General features: G+C 35.3%; 18 protein-coding genes. 9 read left to right on the top strand and 9 right to left on the bottom strand.

Going from position 1 to position 19881, the window contains the following annotated elements; translation table 11 throughout:
- Positions 1-44 precede the first annotated feature (44 nt).
- The 3 genes from VUJ46_RS01115 (at position 45) to VUJ46_RS01105 (ending at position 2100) form a co-directional block, all read left to right on the top strand.
- The gene (locus VUJ46_RS01115; RefSeq protein WP_326983178.1) at positions 45-1325 is read left to right on the top strand and encodes an MFS transporter; all 1281 of its coding nucleotides are present in this window, start codon (positions 45-47) and stop codon (positions 1323-1325) included.
- A 16-nt stretch (positions 1326-1341) separates the two neighbouring features.
- Entirely contained in the window at positions 1342-1881 is a 540-nt protein-coding gene (locus tag VUJ46_RS01110; RefSeq protein WP_326983177.1) for a cysteine hydrolase family protein, read from the top strand.
- 78 nt (positions 1882-1959) lie between these two features.
- Positions 1960-2100 (top strand): hypothetical protein, encoded by a 141-nt coding sequence (locus VUJ46_RS01105; RefSeq protein ID WP_326983176.1) that lies wholly within the window; start codon positions 1960-1962, stop codon positions 2098-2100.
- Positions 2101-2143: 43 nt separating this feature from the next.
- Here VUJ46_RS01105 and VUJ46_RS01100 read toward each other — a convergent pair whose 3' ends face one another.
- Positions 2144-3250, bottom strand: a complete 1107-nt coding sequence (locus VUJ46_RS01100) for a glycoside hydrolase family 88 protein (protein ID WP_326983175.1) — start codon at positions 3248-3250, stop codon at positions 2144-2146.
- A gap of 227 nt (positions 3251-3477) precedes the next feature.
- On the opposite strand from VUJ46_RS01100, the gene VUJ46_RS01095 reads away from it, so the two are divergent.
- Entirely contained in the window at positions 3478-3936 is a 459-nt protein-coding gene (locus VUJ46_RS01095; protein WP_326983174.1) for a VOC family protein, read from the top strand.
- Positions 3937-3940: 4 nt separating this feature from the next.
- Here the strand turns inward: VUJ46_RS01095 and VUJ46_RS01090 are convergent, their stop codons facing one another.
- Positions 3941-4264 carry a winged helix-turn-helix transcriptional regulator gene (locus VUJ46_RS01090; RefSeq protein WP_326983173.1) on the bottom strand — a complete coding sequence of 108 codons (324 nt, stop codon included), beginning with the start codon at positions 4262-4264 and terminating at the stop codon, positions 3941-3943.
- 136 nt (positions 4265-4400) lie between these two features.
- Between VUJ46_RS01090 and VUJ46_RS01085 the strand changes: the two genes are divergently transcribed.
- Positions 4401-4931: a hypothetical protein gene (locus tag VUJ46_RS01085; protein WP_326983172.1), complete on the top strand. Its 531-nt coding sequence runs from the start codon at positions 4401-4403 to the stop codon at positions 4929-4931.
- A gap of 104 nt (positions 4932-5035) precedes the next feature.
- Here the strand turns inward: VUJ46_RS01085 and VUJ46_RS01080 are convergent, their stop codons facing one another.
- The 7 genes from VUJ46_RS01080 to VUJ46_RS01050 form a co-directional block, all read right to left on the bottom strand.
- Complete coding sequence (locus VUJ46_RS01080) at positions 5036-6202, bottom strand: cytochrome-c peroxidase (protein ID WP_326983171.1); 1167 nt, start codon at positions 6200-6202, stop codon at positions 5036-5038.
- Between the two features lie 94 nt (positions 6203-6296).
- A complete protein-coding gene (locus tag VUJ46_RS01075) occupies positions 6297-7637 on the bottom strand; it encodes an IS5 family transposase (protein ID WP_326981209.1) in 1341 nt (446 codons plus the stop codon).
- A gap of 128 nt (positions 7638-7765) precedes the next feature.
- Entirely contained in the window at positions 7766-8443 is a 678-nt protein-coding gene (locus VUJ46_RS01070; protein WP_326983170.1) for a hypothetical protein, read from the bottom strand.
- Between the two features lie 10 nt (positions 8444-8453).
- A complete protein-coding gene (locus VUJ46_RS01065; RefSeq protein WP_326983169.1) occupies positions 8454-9011 on the bottom strand; it encodes a 2Fe-2S iron-sulfur cluster-binding protein in 558 nt (185 codons plus the stop codon).
- A 491-nt stretch (positions 9012-9502) separates the two neighbouring features.
- A complete protein-coding gene (locus VUJ46_RS01060) occupies positions 9503-10897 on the bottom strand; it encodes a RagB/SusD family nutrient uptake outer membrane protein (RefSeq protein ID WP_326983168.1) in 1395 nt (464 codons plus the stop codon).
- A gap of 10 nt (positions 10898-10907) precedes the next feature.
- The gene (locus VUJ46_RS01055; RefSeq protein WP_326983167.1) at positions 10908-13697 is read right to left on the bottom strand and encodes a SusC/RagA family TonB-linked outer membrane protein; all 2790 of its coding nucleotides are present in this window, start codon (positions 13695-13697) and stop codon (positions 10908-10910) included.
- A gap of 281 nt (positions 13698-13978) precedes the next feature.
- On the bottom strand, positions 13979-14767 hold the full coding sequence (locus VUJ46_RS01050) for an SDR family oxidoreductase (RefSeq protein ID WP_326983166.1): 789 nt from the start codon (positions 14765-14767) through the stop codon (positions 13979-13981).
- Positions 14768-14979: 212 nt separating this feature from the next.
- Here VUJ46_RS01050 and VUJ46_RS01045 point away from each other — a divergent pair, with 212 nt between their 5' ends.
- The 4 genes from VUJ46_RS01045 to VUJ46_RS01030 all read left to right on the top strand — a co-directional run bounded on the left by VUJ46_RS01045 (position 14980) and on the right by VUJ46_RS01030 (position 19813).
- Entirely contained in the window at positions 14980-15810 is an 831-nt protein-coding gene (locus tag VUJ46_RS01045) for an AraC family transcriptional regulator (protein WP_326983165.1), read from the top strand.
- 101 nt (positions 15811-15911) lie between these two features.
- Positions 15912-16802: a 4,5-DOPA dioxygenase extradiol gene (gene ygiD, locus VUJ46_RS01040; RefSeq protein WP_326983164.1), complete on the top strand. Its 891-nt coding sequence runs from the start codon at positions 15912-15914 to the stop codon at positions 16800-16802.
- Entirely contained in the window at positions 16799-17530 is a 732-nt protein-coding gene (locus VUJ46_RS01035) for an alpha/beta hydrolase (protein WP_326983163.1), read from the top strand. The genes ygiD and VUJ46_RS01035 overlap by 4 nt, the downstream gene beginning before the upstream one ends.
- A 204-nt stretch (positions 17531-17734) precedes the next feature.
- Positions 17735-19813: a T9SS type A sorting domain-containing protein gene (locus VUJ46_RS01030; RefSeq protein WP_326983162.1), complete on the top strand. Its 2079-nt coding sequence runs from the start codon at positions 17735-17737 to the stop codon at positions 19811-19813.
- The last annotated feature ends 68 nt before the right edge of the window (positions 19814-19881 follow it).

Raw genomic sequence — 19881 nt, 5'->3', positions numbered from 1 at the left:
AAAATTTGACACTTTTACATTATTTGTCAAATCATCTTTTTATTATGAGCAAAATTTCTAATATCAGTACATTTCAGGCATTTAGAAGTACAAATTATACCCTTTACTTTTTCGGACGTTCCGTTTCCCAGTTTGGAACCTGGATGCAACGAACTGCTGTGGTTTGGGTGATTTACAGCATGACCCATTCTGCGTTTATGTTGGGATTGACTATTTTTGCAGAACAGTTTCCATCGTTTATATTTTCTGCATTCGGAGGTGTTGCAGCCGACCGTTACAATCGTTACAAAATTGTTCAGATCACTCAGATCTTATCATTAATTCAGGCTTCAATATTGGCTTTTTTAGTGATGACAGGCCATCAGAATATCTGGAGCTTTTTAATCTTAAGTGTTTTCCTCGGAATTATTAATGCTTATGATGTTCCTGCCCGCCAATCGATGATCAATGAAGTCGTCGAAGATGATGACGATTTACAAAGTGCTCTTTCCCTCAGCGCTGCGATGGCAAGTCTTGCAAAATTATTAGGTCCTGCTCTTTCGGGAATTATTTTACAGAAATTCGGAGCCGGAACCTGCTTCCTGATCAATGCAGGAAGCTTTGCCGCTGTTATGGCTTCTATTTATTTTATGAAAATTAAAACCATTCCTAAAAAATCAATAAAAAAAGGAACTTTTACCGAATTGGCAGAAGGTTTTAAATATATTAAGCAGCAACCCTCTATTATGTGGGTGATTGTGATGCTGTGTATTACCGGACTTTTCATTTTACCTTATGACACGCTGATTCCCGTGTATGCAAAGGAAATTTTTAATGGAGATGCCCAGACTTTCGGTTATATTTCGAGCTTTATCGGAGCCGGAGCTGTATTGGCAACAGTGATTTTAGCTTCATTAAAAAAAGGAACTTCCATGAGAAATATTCTGATTCTGAGCTCGATTATCCTCAGCATTGGACTGATTTGTTTTTCTTACACTACCAATTTTTATGTTTCCATGTTTTTCGCAGCAGTTACAGGGTTCGGGGCAGTAGCACAGTTTACAACCTGTAATATTATCGTACAATCTGAGGTGATTCCTGAAATGCGTTCGCGTGCCATCAGCATCCTGCTTACCGCGATATTTGGTATGCTTCCATTGGGAAGTTTGCTGACAGGTTTTGTTTCTGAAAGAATCGGAGCACAAAAAACATTGTTAATTGAAGGAATTTTCGGAATTTTAATTGCCTTGTTTTTCAGGAATTTATTATTTAAAAAAGCAAAAGCAAAACCTGTAGATCAGGGATTATTAGATCAATCCGAAGAAGAATTTATCAATAAAATATAATCTAAAAAATAGAACTATGAACAAAGCATTGCTGGTAATGGATATGCAGTTATCTATCTTAAACCGCGTAGAAGATTCTTCAAACCTTGTAAACAATGTAGCAAAAGCTATTAAAAAAGCCCGCGAAGAAGGTATTCCGGTTATTTTTGTGGTGTTGGGATTCAGAAACCGAATTCCTGAAGTGAATGAGAATAATAAGATTTTCTCAGAATTCAAAAAACATTTGGCAAATGTTGATATGAGCGACTGGTCTACGATTCATCCCGATTTAAAGGTGGAAAAAGATGATATTATCGTTACCAAACGCCGTGTGAGCGCTTTCAGCGGAAGCGATCTTGAAGTTGTTCTTCGAGGCATGAATATTCAGCATTTGGTTTTAACCGGTATCGCAACAAGTGGGATTGTGCTCTCAACCGTGAGAGAAGCGGCAGACAAAGATTTTGAATTAACTGTAATCTCTGATTGTTGCACTGATAGCGATTCGGAAGTTCATCAGGTTTTAATGGAAAAAGTTTTCCCGAAACAGGCGGAAGTTATTTCACTGAACGAATGGTAATATAAATAGATTATGGTTTTCCGTAAGGTGCAAACAAATGGTTTAAATATTTTTGATTGTAATACAAAATTTTAATTTATGAATACAATTGAAGCAATCAAAACAGGCCCCAAACCAAAGAAAAAAGATGGAACACCTGATGAAAGGTCAAGAGTAAATCCAGAAACTCGACCTAAGCATCCAAAATTAAAACCTCATGTTCATAAGCCTGGAGATTAATTGAAAATGAGTTTCGGGCAAATCTTCGGTTTGCCCGAAACCTCTATAAATACCAATCTTTATATCTTTTTAGAGCTTCCAGAAAATAATAATCTGCATAAATCAGCGGAACATCAATCTCTGAATTTAATGGCAATCCTCCTGTGCTGTGCATCAATAAAAATCCACCATTTTCATTCAGTTTTGCCTGATATTTTTCACCGGATAAACTCACAATAATTTGCTTTGCGGTATCAATATAATGTTGCTTTTCTTCTCCATTTGAATATTGCCCAAGCTCAAGCAACGCAGAAGCAATAATTGCTGCTGCTGAAGCATCTCTCGGAACATTCGGAATTTTAGGATCATCAAAATCCCAGTACGGAATCTTATCTTCAGGCATCGAAGGATGATTAAGAATAAATTTCGCTATATTCTGAGCCTGCATTACATATTTTTTATCTTTCGTCAACCGATACATCATGGTGTAGCCATATAAAGCCCAACCCTGTCCGCGCGCCCAAGCCGAAGAATCGGCATATCCCTGAAATGTTTTTTTGTTTAAAACATCTCCCGTATTCACATCGTAATCAATGACATGATACGAACTGAAATCCCGACGGAAATGATTTTTAATCGTTGTATTGGCATGTGTAACGGCCACCTCTTCCAGCTTTTTAGAGCCTCCATTTTGGGACGCCCACATCAGCATTTCAAGATTCATCATGTTATCGATAATCACAGGGCCTTTGAAATCAGCCATTTTATCCCACGATAAAATCGCTTGCATATTCGGGCGAAATCTTGTTGAAAGGGACTCGGCAGAGGTAAGAATAATATTTTTATATTCAGGATTTTTTGTAATTCTATACGCATTTCCGAAGCTGCAGAACATCATAAAGCCTAAATCATGATCGCGGGTAAATGTTTTATTAGGCTCAATCATTTTTAGCCTTTTTTCCGCTTCTTTTCGGATTTCCGGATCTTTCGTCTGCTCGTAGATCATCCAAAGTGAGCCCGGATAAAATCCTGAACACCACCACGAAATATCTTTAGTAATCAGCTTTCCGTCTTTAAAAGACTGAGGCATCTTATCTTCGGGAACGGTTTTCATTAAATATTTATACTGCTTATCAGCCCATTCAAATTCACTTTGAATAAGCTTTGACATCTCTTTTTTAGTTTGAGCAAAAAAGGAAATACTTAATACAGAGAATGTTGCAATTGTAATTTTTCGTAAGATCATTTTATAAAGATTCATGTACAATTTACTTATTTTTTATAATTAAGATGAAATTCTTTCCTTTTCGAAATTAACAAACCGAGAACTAACAATTTTGTAAGTCCTTTCATCAGAATATTTCGCTTTTTACCTTTGATAAAAATTTAAATATAAAAATGGAATTATCAGACAATATTACCGCCTTTCACCATGTATCCATCAAAGCTCAGAATTTTGAAGAAACGATTGGTTTTTACATAAAATTAGGATTTGAAGTTGTTCATGGCTGGTCGCTACCGGAATTTAATCTTGAAAAATGTGCTATGCTTCATCATCAAAAAATCAATTATTATTTGGAAATATGTGATAAAAATGCAGAAATGCCAACACAGGGAAGAAGGCGGCTGGAAAATGAAGAATATACTGAAAATGCTTTACTTCACATCTGTTTTATGGTGAAAGATGCCGAATCTGCAAGAACAAAAGCGCTGGAATACGGAGCAAAAGATCTTAGCGAAGGTGTATTTCAATTGGATCTGATCAATAAAAACAAATCAGTAAATGTAAAAAACAGTTTGGTCTACAGCCCGAATGGCGAAGTGATTGAATTTTTAGAAAATGTGAATTTTGGCTAAAATTTTACTTCTGAAAATCTGATAATGAAGACAAAACAAGTTGTAATTTTCTCCCTTTTTCCGTGAGTGAATAAATGGAAGAGGTTTTATCTTTCTCTTTGGAAATCAATTCATCCTGAATCATTTCATTCAGCTGTTTAGAAAGTGTTCTGTCACTAATTTCCGGTAAAAGAACTTTAAATTCAGAATAATTGATATTTTCATCAAGCAATTTAAATAAAATCGAAAGTTTCCAGCGACCGCTGATCATCATTAACGTTTTAGAAGCATTGCAAAAATTTTGCAGTGCTTTTTCATTCATCGAATTGGTAGAATTTTCTTTTCGCATAAACTACAACAAAATTAATTATTTCACTGGAAAATAGAGAATTCATTAAAATTTAATTTCAAATAAAATGAAGTTTTGCTCTTTTTTATATCTTTGAAAAACAAACTATATAAAAACCATTTGAACTGAAATCAATATGAAAAATATCTATATATTACTCGTTATATTTTCAATTTTCACTTCTTGTCATCGTGATTACGATAAAAATGTAGATACAGATACTTTACCTGCCGCAACGCAGACCGGAGCGAGAACCGGAGGTGCTATTATTGACGGAAAAGTATGGGTTGCTACAAAAAACTACACCAATGACGGTCCTGGAATTCACACCTATTGTGAGAAAATTAAAGATAGAACTTATATAAGAATTTATTTAAAAGGAATTAAGGATAACAATAGCATATACATCAATTATCAGGTTGATCATTTTGAATTAAATAAAACATACACCATCACTCCCAATAATGGAGAAAGCGATAATACCATTTATTTTTCGCGAAGTTTTGATGATATTTTTTATAATAACAAATACGATTGTAAACTTAAAATCACCCGTCTTGATCTTGAAAACCAAATAGTTTCCGGAACATTTGAATTAAAACTAAACCGTTATGCAGGTGAAGAAATCATAAATATCGTTGAAGGCAGATTCGACAAAAAATTTTAACCGTATTTTACGGGTGTTTATATGGTAAATTCCAGATCAGATCGGCAGCGAAGTAATGAACCCCACCCTTTTTGATGCTTTTTAAAAACAGAACCTATTGAAAACTACTGAGGCAATTGCGGCGGCGTTATTCTTTGAGTTTTTGTAGATAAAGTACCTAAAAAAGCTTCTAACTGGGCAACTTCTTCGTCTGTAAGTTCCAACAACCTCAGCATTTGCGATTTTTCAGAATGTAAAGTTACACCTTCATAAACCGTTGAGCGTTTTTTAGGAGGCTCGGGATTTCCTTTGCTGTAAAATTGAATAACATCTACCATCGTCATAAATGCTCCGTTATGCATCCAAGGACCGGTTCTGGTAATTTCACGAAGCGAAGTTACTCTGAATTTTCCGGCATCTTCAGGGTTTTTGGTTACTAAATATCTTCCCAGATCTTCCTGTTTCGATCCTAATAAAGAAGTTCCTGTATTTTCAAAACGATTATTGGAAAAATATCCTGAATTATGACAATTGATACATTGCGCTTTGGTTCTGAACAAATGAAGTCCCATCAATTCATTATCGGTAAAAGCATCTTCTTTCCCATCAATAAACTGATCAAATTTACTTGGCGGACTTTTAATGGTACGTTCAAAAGTGGCAATGGCTTTGGCGATTTTATCTTTAGTGACCATTTTATCACCAAAAGCTTTTTCAAATAAAGCTTCATATCCTTTGATCTTGGCAATTTTTCCGGCAGCAATATCAATATGTTCGCTCATTTCTTTTTTATCCTGAATCGGCATCTGAGACTGATCTTCCAGAGAAGCAGCACGGCCATCCCAGAATAATGTTGCTGCATAGGCAACATTGAGGATACTCATCGCATTTCTGCTTCCTAACTGCCTGTCGTGACCGAAAGAAAATGTTCTGTTGTCACACCAGCCCAATTCAGGATCATGGCATGAAGCGCACGCAATCTGATTAGAACCTGAAAGTCGTGGATCATAAAAAAGTGTTTTACCCAAAAGAGCTTTTTCCGCAGAATACGGATTGTCTTGCGGATATTGAACTTCCGGCAAATGTCCAATTTCTGAAAAATGAGGAACAGCCTCAGGATCAAGCAATGCTTTTGGCCAGTTGGAAGAATCTCCTGAAGAATAGAGTTTTCTCAGTTTTGCCATAAACGAGGCTTTTTCGTTGATCTCTTTATTTACTTTATTGCTCAGGCAATTGTTTAAAAGAGAAACGGTTAAAAATAAAACGACTATCCAGCTTATGACATTCTTCATTGATCCTTAAAATTTTGGCAAAAATAGGTATTCTTAAATTATTTTTATTGATTCAGACAAAAGTGATTCAATTAAAAATATAAATAGTCGCTCCTTAAAAAGCTGTTTTTTGACTTTGAAAATTATATTTGCCTAAAAAGATTCGGAGAACAAGTTCGAGCCAAAGAAGAATTTGTTGTTTGATTTGATTCAATCTCATCTTCAAATTGTATCCAATCCCTGCTAATAATGCATTATTAATATCTCCAGCCACTCCTTTCAGGAAGTTTAATCCTAAGGAGTGGTTTCTTTTTAAATGAGAGATACAAGGTTCTATGGCTGCTCTTGCCCGGAATCTTAATCTGGCTACTTGTTGCCCATATTTTGTTTTTTCTTTTTTTGCGGGAAGCAAAATTGCTGTTCCTTCCACTTCTTTGATTCCTTTAAATCCTCTGTCTGTAGTGGCTTTCGTAGGTCTTGTTCCGCCAACGGATTTTCTTACCCTCTCACTCTGTGCCAATGATTCTTCAAGAGTTTTACTATCGTGAGGATTGCCAGAAAATCTCTTTACCGAGCTGATGATCCCTGTTTTCCGACCTCTTACTACTGCTACTTTTGTCCCAAACTCGTATGCTTTTCCCGATTTTCCTTTCGCAATACACGCAACTTGTGGCTCGTGAAGACTGTAAATTTTATCTTTCGTGGTACGTTCTTGGGTGAGTGCTTTAAGGTAAATTTTAAAAACGTCTTCGTAGCCTTTCAAAACATCTTTAGGAAGTTTTCTTTCCAATTCCCGAAGAACTCTTTTACCAATCGTCCTGAGCTTTTTCCTCGCCATTTTTGCCTTCTTCTGTCTTCTGGGATGATGTCCAAAAAAAGCGTCCCGCAATAATTGTTTGCTCACTCTTCTGTAGCTTTGTCTTTGTACAACGCTCTCTTTTTCTGCTATTTTTCTACAATTGTCGATTACTTTTTTTGCTAATTTGGCATCGGTAGGAAAGGTAATGTTCTTCTCCTGAACCGTCGTATCTACCTGAACTTCATCTTCTGTTTTGGCTTTGGGATGGAGAGAAACGCTTTGTCCCAAAAGAAATTCCAAACCCTTATCTCCAATTCTTTTTCTGAAGTGTACAAAATTGCTCGGATCGAAAGGCTGCTCTGTCTGGAAAAAGGTTTCTCCGGTAAAATATTGCCAATACGCATTCTCAATCCATCTCTCTATTACACTTTCATCACTTTCTTTAAACATTTCCTTGAGCAAAAGCATTCCTGCTATTTTACGGATAGCAATAGAAGGTCTTCCGTTTTCTGAAAATAATTTCTCAAACTCTGACTCCATTTTATCCCAGGAAATCTCCCCAGCTAATTTTACCACCGGATGCTCCATATTAATAAGCTCCGTAAGCCTGGTCTTGAATAAATTCTGCTGTAAATCCTCTCTTATTTTGCCTAACATTTTGCCACTTTTTATATCCTAAAAATACAATTTATTGCAATTTTTTACAACGATTTTTTACGAAATATAAGTGCATAAAAACTGATAATCAAAATATTACTTGGTTTTTAAGGAATGACTAAATAAGATTAATGCTGGTGCAATTTTTGGTGTTCTTTCGCCGCTTCATTTCTCATTCTTATAATTTCAGGATTTAATTCAAAAGATTTATTCAGTATTTCTTCATTAGACAATTTAGTAATCATATTATAATCTTGTTTAAAATCAGTTACTAAAATATTTTTGATTCTATTAATTTCAGCTTTTTTAAACTCAGATTCTTCATCATTACTTTTAAAATGTCTAAACATCAAATAAGGATGTTTATATTCATACTTAATGTTTAAGTTTTTTAAATCTCTGTCACTTCTATGTAAATAATAACCAAGCCTTTTCCAAGAAAATGTTATTTGTTGTTTAGCAATTCTTGTGGCATCCCAATCATTTAATTCATACATTAAAACTACTCCCAATGAGTCTGAATAATTTTTTATTCTTTCTTCTATATAATGATTTTCCTTCAGAGATTTGTTGAAGGAATTATTATCTATTAAAATCTTGAAATCTTTATTTAAATATTTAAAAGAATATGCTAAATAATCAATTTGTATTAAACTATCAACTTTTATTTGTTTGTTTTCCTTTACTACAGATGAGATAATAGAGTCTGTAAATACATCATTATTTTCTTTTTGTGTAAAAATCTCTTTTTTCTGTGAACATGCTGATAATAAAATTACCCCTAAAACTGTTAGGGATAATTTCATTTTTTTATAATTAAACATCAGGTAATGTTTCTTCTTTATGCGTTTCTAATGTACAATCACTTAATGCATATGCTACACATAGTAATCTGTATCCTAATTGTAACTGTCCATCTGATAAGAAATTATTTAAGGTATTATCAACATCACCTTCTACAAGCTTTGCTACGCAAGAACTACTAGACCCAGCTCTGTCACAAATTGGTAAATCAATTCCTGAAATATTTGCCTGATCATAAATATAAGTACTTTCATCACAATCAATCGTGTGATCACCATCAGGCATAATTAGCTTAACCTTGAAGACATAAGGAGTTAATTTACTTTGGGTTTTCTTGATTTTGGTATCAGCGATAAATGATTTTCTTTTTATTATTTCGTTATAGAAATTCTCAGCACTTCCGTACTTTACAATAAGTTTGTTTCTTTGATTTTGTGAGAAAGGTTTTTTCATTTTTAAAAGTTGTTCAACTTTTTCAAAATCATTTTCCTGAGCAATGTTCTCATTATTGCTGCAACTGTTAAAAACTGTAAGGGCAGATAATAGCCCAATAGTCCAAAACTTTTTCATATTTTATTATTTTTTGTTATTAGTTTGCCATATTTAGCAAATATTTTATTATTCACAAATATTAGAAATAAATATAATTTATCAAAACTTCATTTAAAAAAAAATTTAATAAATAATAAAAATTAGCTTTCAGGACTATATAGAAACGATTGGCAAAGAATGACATGACAAATATCACTTCTATTAATTTCAATCATTTTTTATAATAAGAAATAATTGGAATGATATGAATTAAACTTCTAATTCTTTCAAACAACTTACATCCACAAAATACTATCTACTTTTGGAGAATTAATAATAGTCTACCGAACTGACATTCACATAAAAGCTTTAGTTTCTCAGCCTCGCTTGATTTCTACACTACCGATAGATTACTTAGTTCTTTTTAATGTGCAACCTGTTCTTTAATCCGTTCAGGATAAATTTAAAATAAAAAAACCTCCTGAAACAAAAGCATCAGAAGGTTTACATTAAAATATATTAATACTCTGCTAATATCCTGGGTTTTGCTGCATGTTGCTGTTTATATTCAGTGATTTATAAGGAATCGGAGCCACAAATTTATTGCTTGGATAAGTCGGATTGCAATTATTGGAAATACATCCGTTGTTTCTTATAATATTTTTATGATTTCTCATTAAATCAAAGAAGTATTGATTTTCAAAGACAAATTCTTTTCTTTTTTCTTCCAGTAAAACATCAATCGAAATTGAATTTAAAGCTGCTAATCCTGCACGATTTCTAACAGTATTGATATCTGCTAAAGCCTGAGAAGTATTTCCTAGATGTAAAGCAGCCTCTGCACGGATGAAATAAAGTAAACTTAATCGATACACCAGATTACTCGTAGTTCCTGTATATTTTTTTGTAAAGTTGTAAGGAACCATTGTGGTACCCGTCTTTATACTTTTAGCTTCAAAAAGATTTTTTCTGAGATCATCGGAAGTGTATATAGTATAAATATCATCAGAAGCAACATAATTGGCATAAGTTGTTAAACCAATATTGTAGAGACTTTGAAGAGGAGATGCATTCACTGTTTTTCCAATTTCCCAAATTCTTTCCGATGTAGCCCAATTGGACACAAGTTCATTTTTAGGAGTCAAGCTTATTCCTGAATTTTTAATAATATCATTACTGTAATCATAAGCTTTCTGCCAGTCGTTTTTCCATAATGCAATTTCAGCAGCAATTGTTTTTACAGCAGTAGGATTAATGAAGTTTACGGTCTCTCCCGAAGTAATTGCTTGGTCAGGCTGAACAAAAGCCAATGCCTTATTTATGTCATCCTCCAGTAAGACAAAAGTCTCGGCGACTGTTTTTCTTGATGGATAATCTGTTCCTACTTTCAGAGGTGCAGTATTATAAACAATTCCTAAGTGAGAAGCGTCTGAAGTATAAGTATAATTCTGAGCATAATACTTATATAATTGAAAATGTGTAAAAGCTCGCAACGCTAATGCTTCAGCTTTTATCTCGTTAATTTCAACTGTTGTGGCATCCGGAAGATCATCTACATATTGAATAATGAGATTAATATTACTAATAACATCATAACAATTTCCATAAAATCCCGATAAATCACTATCCGAAGTATCATCATCAAACTGATAGATATTCTGAACATTTGCAGCGATAGATATTGACCCTGAAGATCTGGGAGAAAATTTTAAATTACCTCCTAAAAGATCTCCGTATGTATAATTAACTTCTGAAAAATAAGTAGCTCTTATCTCATAATACACTCCATTTAATGCTTGCAGCATTCCTTTTTTTGTAGAAAGCTGAGTATTGATAGAGATGGATTCCACTGGTTCATGTTCCAAAAAATCACTACAGGAAACAGCAGATAATAATACAAACGACAGGATGATTATTTTTTTCATTTTTTTAGTATTAAAAATTAGCTCTGAAACCAAAACTGAAAGTTCTCATTTCAGGATACAGATATCTGAACTCACGAATTCCATTTTTACCCGCTGGAGATTTTTCTTTATACCAGTACAAAACGTTGGTACAGTCTATAAAAATGCTTGCACTTTTAATAAAATTATTTTTTATTTTCCGCAATGGAAGCTGATAATTTAAATTGATATTCTGAAGTTTAATATAACTGTTATCATAAATATATTTACTTGAATTCGCAATGGTCGTCTTACTGGTAGGCTTCCTATTTTCAGCGATATCTCCTGGTGCTGTCCAATAATCCAGAGCATTTACACTCATATTTCTATTAATTAGATTATTGTACTTGTCAATAAGCTCTGATCCAACCAAAACATCTCCTCCCCATTCAAAATTGATGAGAAATGAAAGACTTACATTTTTATAGCTAATCCGATTGCTTAAACCACCGGTAAAATCCGGTTGAGAATTACCAATCACGGTATATTGTGAAGTATTGCTTGCGGTAAACTGTCCGGCATCTTTTATTTCACCATTTATCATATAGGTATCGAGACCATTGGCGGGATTTACTCCCAGCCATTGATATCCCCAAATAGCAGAAGTGGGCACCCCTACTTTCTGCCCTCTTGCTATTGCTGCTGAAGAATACTTCTCTTCAAGCCCGAAAAGGCTGGTGACTTTATTTTTTACACTTGCCAGGTTAAAACTTGTATTCCATGTGAAATTTTTCTTTTTAAACCAATTTCCACGTACAGAAAATTCGATCCCCTGATTATACATATCTGCTCCGTTTATTTCCGCAGTGCTATATCCTGTTTCTACGGGTACATCCCGGTTTACAATCATATCAGAAATGTTATTTCTGAAAACTTCCACGGTAAAGTCAATCTTGCTAAAAAGATTAAAATCTAAGCCAAGGTTCAATTTTTCATTTTTTTCCCAGCTCAATGTTCTGTTTGGTGGTGCAGAACCGTCTGTAGTAGCATATTCAGATTCATATATAAATCCATTATAACCTATATTATACAAACCTGAAGAACGGTAACTTCCTATTCTGGAGTTCCCCGTCATTCCCCAAGAAGTACGAAGTCGTAAGAAACTCAAAACAGAACTGTTTTTCAAAAAATTTTCATTGGAGATTACCCAGGAAGCACCAATTCCTCCATTAATAGAAGCATTTACATCCTTTCCGAATGCAGAACTTTCATCTCTTCTTATAGTAGCAGATAGGAAGTATTTTTTACTGAAATCATAATTCAACTGTGAAAAGAAACTTCTCCCGCTGTCTTCATTCGTCAAGGATCTGTAAGTAAAAGTACCAATGGTAGACTGGGGAAGTTGGAAGGTATCAAAATTCTCGAAATTAACCCCCATATTGATTTCTTTAAAATCTTTATTATGGCGAAGTTCCATTCCTATTAAAATATCGGCATGATGTTTTTCTAAAAAGTTTTTTTCGTAGTACAGATGTGTGCTCCAGTTCCATTTCTTACTGTCGGAAGTGCTTATTCTGCTCCTTCCGTAATTCTTACCCGTGATTCCGCTGGCGTTAAGTCCTGATTTCCAGTCTGTATTTTTTTTATCAGAAAGGTCTAATCCAAATAAACTGCTTACTTTCAGTCCCTTTGCTAATTCATAACTCACATTTAAACTGGAGATTAAAGAGTTATTCTTTACATTACTGATATTTTGTGTGGCTGCCGCTAACGGGTTGGGAGTTAGATTAAAATCAGTATCTGCAAAACTGCCGTCTGGATTATAAATCTCATTATCAGGCGCTAGAATAAAATTAAAATAAGTATTAGGCTGATCTTTAACAAAATTATTATAAGCCGCGTAGAGATTTATTTTAAGCTTTTTATAATCAAAAGCAATGCTTGCATCGATCCCTTTTTTCTCCAGCGAATTGAAAATTTTAGATTCATTATTTTTAGAATAGTCTAATCCTACACGATACGTAATGTATTTTCCGCCACCGCTGGTTGTAAAATTGGTTTTGTAAAAATCTCCGTTTCCATTCATGGCATCAAACCAATTGACGTCTACTCCATTCCATGGCTTTAAATCCTTTGATCCGTTATTTTTGGTATAGTCTGTATACAGCTTATAATATTGCTCTCCGCTGAGATACTTTATCTTATTAATACTTTGAGAAACCCCATACTGTGTGGTAAATGAATAAGTGGGTTTTCCCTTTTTTCCTTTTTTAGTGGTTATTAATATTACTCCGTTCGCAGATTCAGCACCATAAAGTGCTACTGCAGCTGCATCTTTAAGAATATTAATGCTTTCAATATTATCAGTATTAAATCTCGCCAGCGGATTGATATTCATCTCTGAATGCTGCCCGGTTCCGTCGAAAAAATTTTGGTCAAACGGATTATCTTCACGCATAATAACACCATCTACAATAATTAATGGCTGTGTAGAAGTTCCTATCATGCCTGAAATTGGAACTAAAGAACCAAGCCCTCTGATATTAATACTCACAGGCTTCCCCAACTCCGTATTATTCACAATCTGAACACCCGGCGCCTGCCCGGCAATCATTTTATCAATACTTTCATACGGTTGTGAAGTCTGGATATCTTTTTCTGTAAGGGTAACGATAGAACCAACAACTTCTTCTTTCAGTTTTTTAGTTCCATAAGATGAAGTTACAATCACTTCTTCAATCGATTGCACTTTTAACGAATCATTTTTTAAGTTTGATGAAGTTTGGGCATTGATGTAAATGGCACCACAAATCATCAAAATGCTTGCGACAGATTTATTCATTACAGCTGAATAAGATTAATTTAAAATAAAAGAATATTGATGATTTTCAGAACTAAAGCAGTTGTTAAAAGATTGACTTTTAAAAGTATAAAAAGAAATAAAATAATAATGTTGAAAAACCGTCCTCATGAAAACCTTAATTAGAATCAATAAAAATAATTGCAAATCTAGGTATTTTTATTGAATTAAAAAGTGTTAAAAATCATCTTTTGTTTCATAATGAAGCATAAAAAACCTTTAACCCAAAGGATTAAAGGCTGATATTATACAAAAATTAATTTTTAATAAGAATTATTCAGTCCGCCATCCAGAGGAATACTTGTTCCTGTATGATAAGCAGCATAATCCGAAGCTAAAAAAGTCACCAAATGTCCATACTCTTCTGTTTTTCCCAACCTTTTCATTGGAATTTTATTTTCCCTTCCTTTTTTTATTTCTTCAACAGACTTACTGGTTTGCTCAGCCTCGTGATCGATCAATTTTTTAATACGGTCTGTATCAAAAAATCCGGTCAGAATATTATTGACCGTTACATTATACTGTGCCACTTCATTCGCCAAAGTTTTTGCCCACGCCGCCGTCGCAGAACGGATAGAGTTTGATAAAACCAGATTAGGAATCGGCTCTTTTACCGACAGAGAAGAAACATTAATAATGCGGCCATGCTTTTGCTTAATCATATAAGGCAATGCCAAAGTGGTGGTTTCACAAACCACTTTAAAAACCAGATCAAAGGCCTTCTGATAATCATCCACAATTTTGTCTAAAGCAATCCCCGGCTCAGGGCCATTTGTATTATTCACCAGAATATCAATAGAATGATGCTGGAAAAACTGAGTAATTATCTTTCTATATTGCTCGAAATTACCAAAATCTGCCACCAGATAATGATGTTTCTGATGAGCATTTACGATGGGAAGTGAAGCAACAAAACTTTTCAGCTTTTCTTCATTGCGAGCCATCACCGTTACATGGGCACCGCTTCTGGCCAGTTCGGTGGCAATTCCCGCCCCGATTCCCTGTGTGGCAGCGCCTACCAAAGCTTTTTTTGAAGTCAGATCAATATTCATACGTCGTAATTTGAATTTAATGCATATAAAAGTAGTAAAAGATTTAAAATTTTTACTTACAAATTTTCTTTTTTAGGTTTTGTCTTGATGTATTTATTTGAGGTTTTTCTACACTTTCTCAACTCACTCTAGCCGGATTGTATTGTTATCATTAATTCATTTTTTGACATTAAAACATCAATTTTAATCTAATTTTTTTTACATTTATGCTCATGACTGAGTTATTTAAAATGTTTACCATCGATGTAGAAGAAGCTGCAAAAATCAGCCAAATGGAAAATGAACCTCATCATCATGATTTCGAAGAACTTCTTATCGGAAAATCCGGGTATCTGGAACATTTTATAGACTTCAAATCCCAATTGATAGAAGCCCCCTTTGTAAGCTTCATTGCGCAGGGGAAAACCCATCGCGTAAAACCACTTCCGAAAGACGGAAAATGCGATATCTGGGCTATCCGTTTTAAAAGGGAATTTATTGCAGAAACCGTTTTTCAGCTGTATTCTTCTTACCATGAAAAAGCCAATATCAGCCTGAAAACCGATGACTGTTTCGGGAGATTAGACAGTATCTGTAAAATTATGGAGCAGGAATATCTTCAGCCAAGCCCAGATCTCTCCATTATCCGTCAATTACTGAGCAGCCTTTTCACCATCATCGAGTCCGACCGGAAAAAACTGAGTCTCAATAATGATGAATCGACAAAAATTCAGAGTCTGACTTTCAGAAATTTTTTAAAACTCCTCGAAGAGCATTACAGAGAAGCTAAAGATGTTAACTTTTATGCAGAAAAACTATTCATGACGACCAGAAATCTAAATCTGATCTGTCAGGATATTTTTCATCAGAGTGTTTCAGAGATTATAGAAATCCGCAAACTTACAGAAGCTAAAAGTCTTTTAATCAGTACAGATAAAACAGTTGCTGAGATTGGCTACGAATTGGGTTTCAGAGAAAAAACCTATTTCACTCATGCTTTTAAGAAAAAAACAGGTTTCACTCCTACCGAGTACAAGAAAGAAATGGCCAAAATTATTTCTTAAAATCACAACTTTTCTTCCCAAAAGTGTTACCTCCTGCCAACTGAAATTGATGAAATTTGTATCATAATTTTAAACAGATCATAATCTGTCTCTAAAAATGTATGAAACGAAAAGATTTTTTAAAAGCGATGGCACTTTTACCTCTCGGAGCGGCAGCAATGAAGCTGAATACCCTCCACAGCTTAACAGATAACCTGGCGCCTACGGAACGAATGCCCGTTTTATTTCTGGGACACGGCAATCCGATGAATGCGCTGGAAGATAATACTTTCACCCAGGGATTTCAGGCAGTTGCCCAAAAACTTCCGAAACCAAGAGCAATATTATGTATTTCGGCACATTGGGAAACCAAAGGAACCTTTGTCACCGCTATGGAACATCCGGAAACCATTCACGATTTCGGAGGATTTCCTAAGGCTTTATTTGATGTGCAGTATCCTGCTCCCGGCAGCCCTGATCTGGCCTTTGAAACAAAAAAACTCATCTCATCTGTCGATATAGGTCTTACCGAAGAATGGGGCTTGGATCACGGATGCTGGACGGTTGTAAAATTCCTCTTTCCCAATGCCGACATTCCGATCATTGAAATGAGCATCGATTATACAAAAGGTCCGGAGTTTCATTATGCTTTAGGTAAAGAACTGGCCGCATTACGAAGAAAAGGCATCCTTATTATCGGAAGCGGAAATACCGTACACAACCTCAGAATGGCAGCATGGGACAAAATGATGACTCCCGGTTTTGGTTATGACTGGGCGATTGCCGCCAACGAAAAATTAAAGCAGCTGATTACGGACGGTGACCATAAATCTCTAATTCAGTATGATAAACTGGGAAAAGAGGTTCAGCTGTCTATACCTACTCCTGAGCATTATCTTCCTTTGCTTTATATTTTAGGGCTTCAGGAAAAAGATGAAAAAGTAACGATTTTCAATGATGAACTGGTGGCCGGTTCACTCAATATGATGTCCGTGAAAATTGATAAAGCATGATAAAAACAAAACATCAGTTTTTATCTGCTTCTTTAGTTACCTTATTATTATTTTTTTTCAGTTTTAAAATGACAACAACTTCCCCATCCCCCCATTTACAGTATTTGGTGAGAAAACCAAAAACATCTTCACTCAACCCACCGCTTATCATTCTTTTGCACGGTGTCGGAAGCAATGAAAAAAATATGTTTTCCTATACAGAATCTTTACCTGATGATTTTTTGATCGTTTCGGTAAGAGGTCCGATAACATTGAGGGAAAACAGTTATGCCTGGTTTCAGGTACAGTTTATCCCAGAAGGTTCTGTTATCAATGCGCAACAGGCAGAAAATTCACGAATAGAAATCATCCGATTTATTGATGATTTAAAGAAGGTAGAACAGTTTGATGAAAATAATGTCTATCTCGCTGGTTTCAGTCAGGGCGGAATTATGAGCTACAGCGTATCTCTGACCGCACCTGAAAAAATAAAAGGAATTGCTGTAATGAGTGGGCGACTTCTTCCTGAAGTAAAACCTCTCATTGCCAAAGATAGCGAATTGCAGAAGCTTAAGATATTTATATCACACGGAACCCACGATTCGGTTCTGAAATTTCAATATGCTGTAGATGCTTTTGATTTTTTACAGTCGAAACATGTACAGCCGCAGTTTCACAAATACAATGAAGATCATACTATTAACTCTTCCATGCTGTCAGATCTTAATCAATGGCTTACCGAAAAGTAATGCGCAAAAGCCTGACAATTTTTATTAATGTTATCAATAAAGTCAGTGAATATATACGTTCGCTGACTTTATTTTTTTACTATAAATCACATTTTCAATTAAAATTGATAATCCCAGATAACAAGATATTCGGAAATGATAATAAAAATATGGATCTACCCCATAATTTTGCAAAGTTATTTAGAATAATTAAAAATAAAAATTATGTATACGATTGCACATCCCTTATTAAAAAAATTGGGAATCGGATTCGGATTACTTGTTTTGGGTAATTTACATGCTCAACAATGGGAAAATGTCGGAGGAGTTTCTACCGTTTCGGCGGGTGGAAGCAGTTTCAATAACCTGGTTATTGATAATGTCGGAAATTATTACCTGTCTTATTACGACGTGGCAGCTGAAAAAGGTTCGGTTCAGAAATTTAACGGAACGTCATGGTCTTATGTTGGAGGAAGCGCAGGAATTACAACGAGCTACGCGACTTACAACTCTTTATCCATCGATAATTCGGGAGCAAATTTATATTATACCAATCAAGGTACAGGTTTTGAGGCAAGACATTTCGACGGATCTTCCTGGACAGTACTTCCCAAAGTAAGCACCAGTACAACCAATTATCAGGCATCAGCAGTTTCTCCTTCCAATGTATTATTTGCTTACGGAAGCTACGGCAGCGGCACGGTAAAACGTTATGTAAACGGAGCTTGGGAGCAGGTAGGAAATGCTGGATTTTCCAGCGGAGCCGAATTTGCAGAAATGGTAATCGGGACTAATAATACGGTGTATACAGCGAATGTTTCGGGAGGCCTCCGCGTTTATCAAAACAGTGTAAATGCAACATCTTCAGACGCCTGGACTTTAGTAGGCGGAAGTATTGTTGACGGCGCTTCGTCGGGAGAGAACTATTCATCTGACTTAGCAATTGATGCTAATAATAATCTTTACGTGGCGTATGTTTCTACGACTTCTGTAGCAAAAAAAGTGAATGTAAAGAAATTCGACGGAACTTCCTGGACACAAGTTGGAAATGCTGATTTCTCAAACGGGAAAACGCAGTATGTAGCCCTGGCGGTAACAGCAGCAGGAGTACCTTACGTGGTAGCCAGCCGATGGGAAGATGATAACTTTTTAAGAAATACAGCTTACAAACTAGACACCACAACTCAAAACTGGGAAACTTTCGGTGGTGATTTTATTTCTGACGGAGAAGCTACCTACAACGATCTGGCAGTAGATAATACGAATAATTACCTTGTTTTAGCCTATTCTGAAGATAATACCATCGTGAAAAGAATTGCTTTACCGGCAGATAATTCACAAGCCTGCAATAACGCAGATCCCGGGAATAACCCTGGAGATATTGGCTGTGTTACTTTTCAGTACGCAGGGCAATCGGTTACATACAACACAGTGAGAGGTAATGACGGAAAAGTTTGGTTACAGCAAAACTTAGGAAGTACCAAAGTAGCGGAGAGTCTTACCGATGAGAATGCGTACGGAGACTTCTTCCAGTGGGGAAGATGGGCAGACGGACATCAAAAAAGAAATTCACCATTAACAGGAACGGCACCATCACCCAATAACCCAGAGGGAATTGCCAACGGAAGCCCTTCTTTCTATTCAGCGGGTTACAATTCAGCCTCAAACTGGTGGAAAGATGGCGAGACCACTGACAAATGGGATGGAGAAACAGTATCTGCAGCAAGCAGCACAACGGGAGTTGATCCTTGTAAAGCTATCGGAACCAACTGGAGATTACCTATAGTAGATGAGGTTCAAAATATTCTTACTACTGAAAATATTTCTGATTTAACTTCAGCATTTGCAAGCAATTTAAAGTTTGTTGCTGCCGGATATAAAGATTATAGCGGAATTTATTCTCCAGGAGGACTTCTTTATCTGTGGACGGGTAGCTCATCTCCTTATACGGGTTCCGGACAGCATTTATATGTAAGTGCAAATATAGCAATGACCAACAGCATGGGGAGAGACGGCGGACAGTCTGTAAGATGTATCAAAGAAGCTGCGGCACTTGGAACTTCGGATATTATTAAGTCAAAAGCAAACGTCGGAATCTACCCTAACCCAACCAAAGGCATCCTTTACATTAAAGCAGATACTTTAGTTGATAGTGTAAATGTTTACAATGTAACAGGACAAAAATTAAATGTATCCTTCAGCAACAATCAGGTTAATCTGGAATCTGCTCCAAAAGGATTGTATATTGTAGAAATTAAACTAAAAAGTGGAAACACGATCACTAAAAAAATTATCAAAAATTAATATTCTATACACTTGATTATAAAACAAAGGGCTTTTTTTAAAGAGCCTTTTGTTTTGCGTTTAAACAT

It is taken from the genome of Chryseobacterium sp. MYb264 (assembly GCF_035974275.1).
Taxonomy (GTDB): domain Bacteria; phylum Bacteroidota; class Bacteroidia; order Flavobacteriales; family Weeksellaceae; genus Chryseobacterium.
This window is presented reverse-complemented; position numbering and strand designations above follow the sequence as displayed.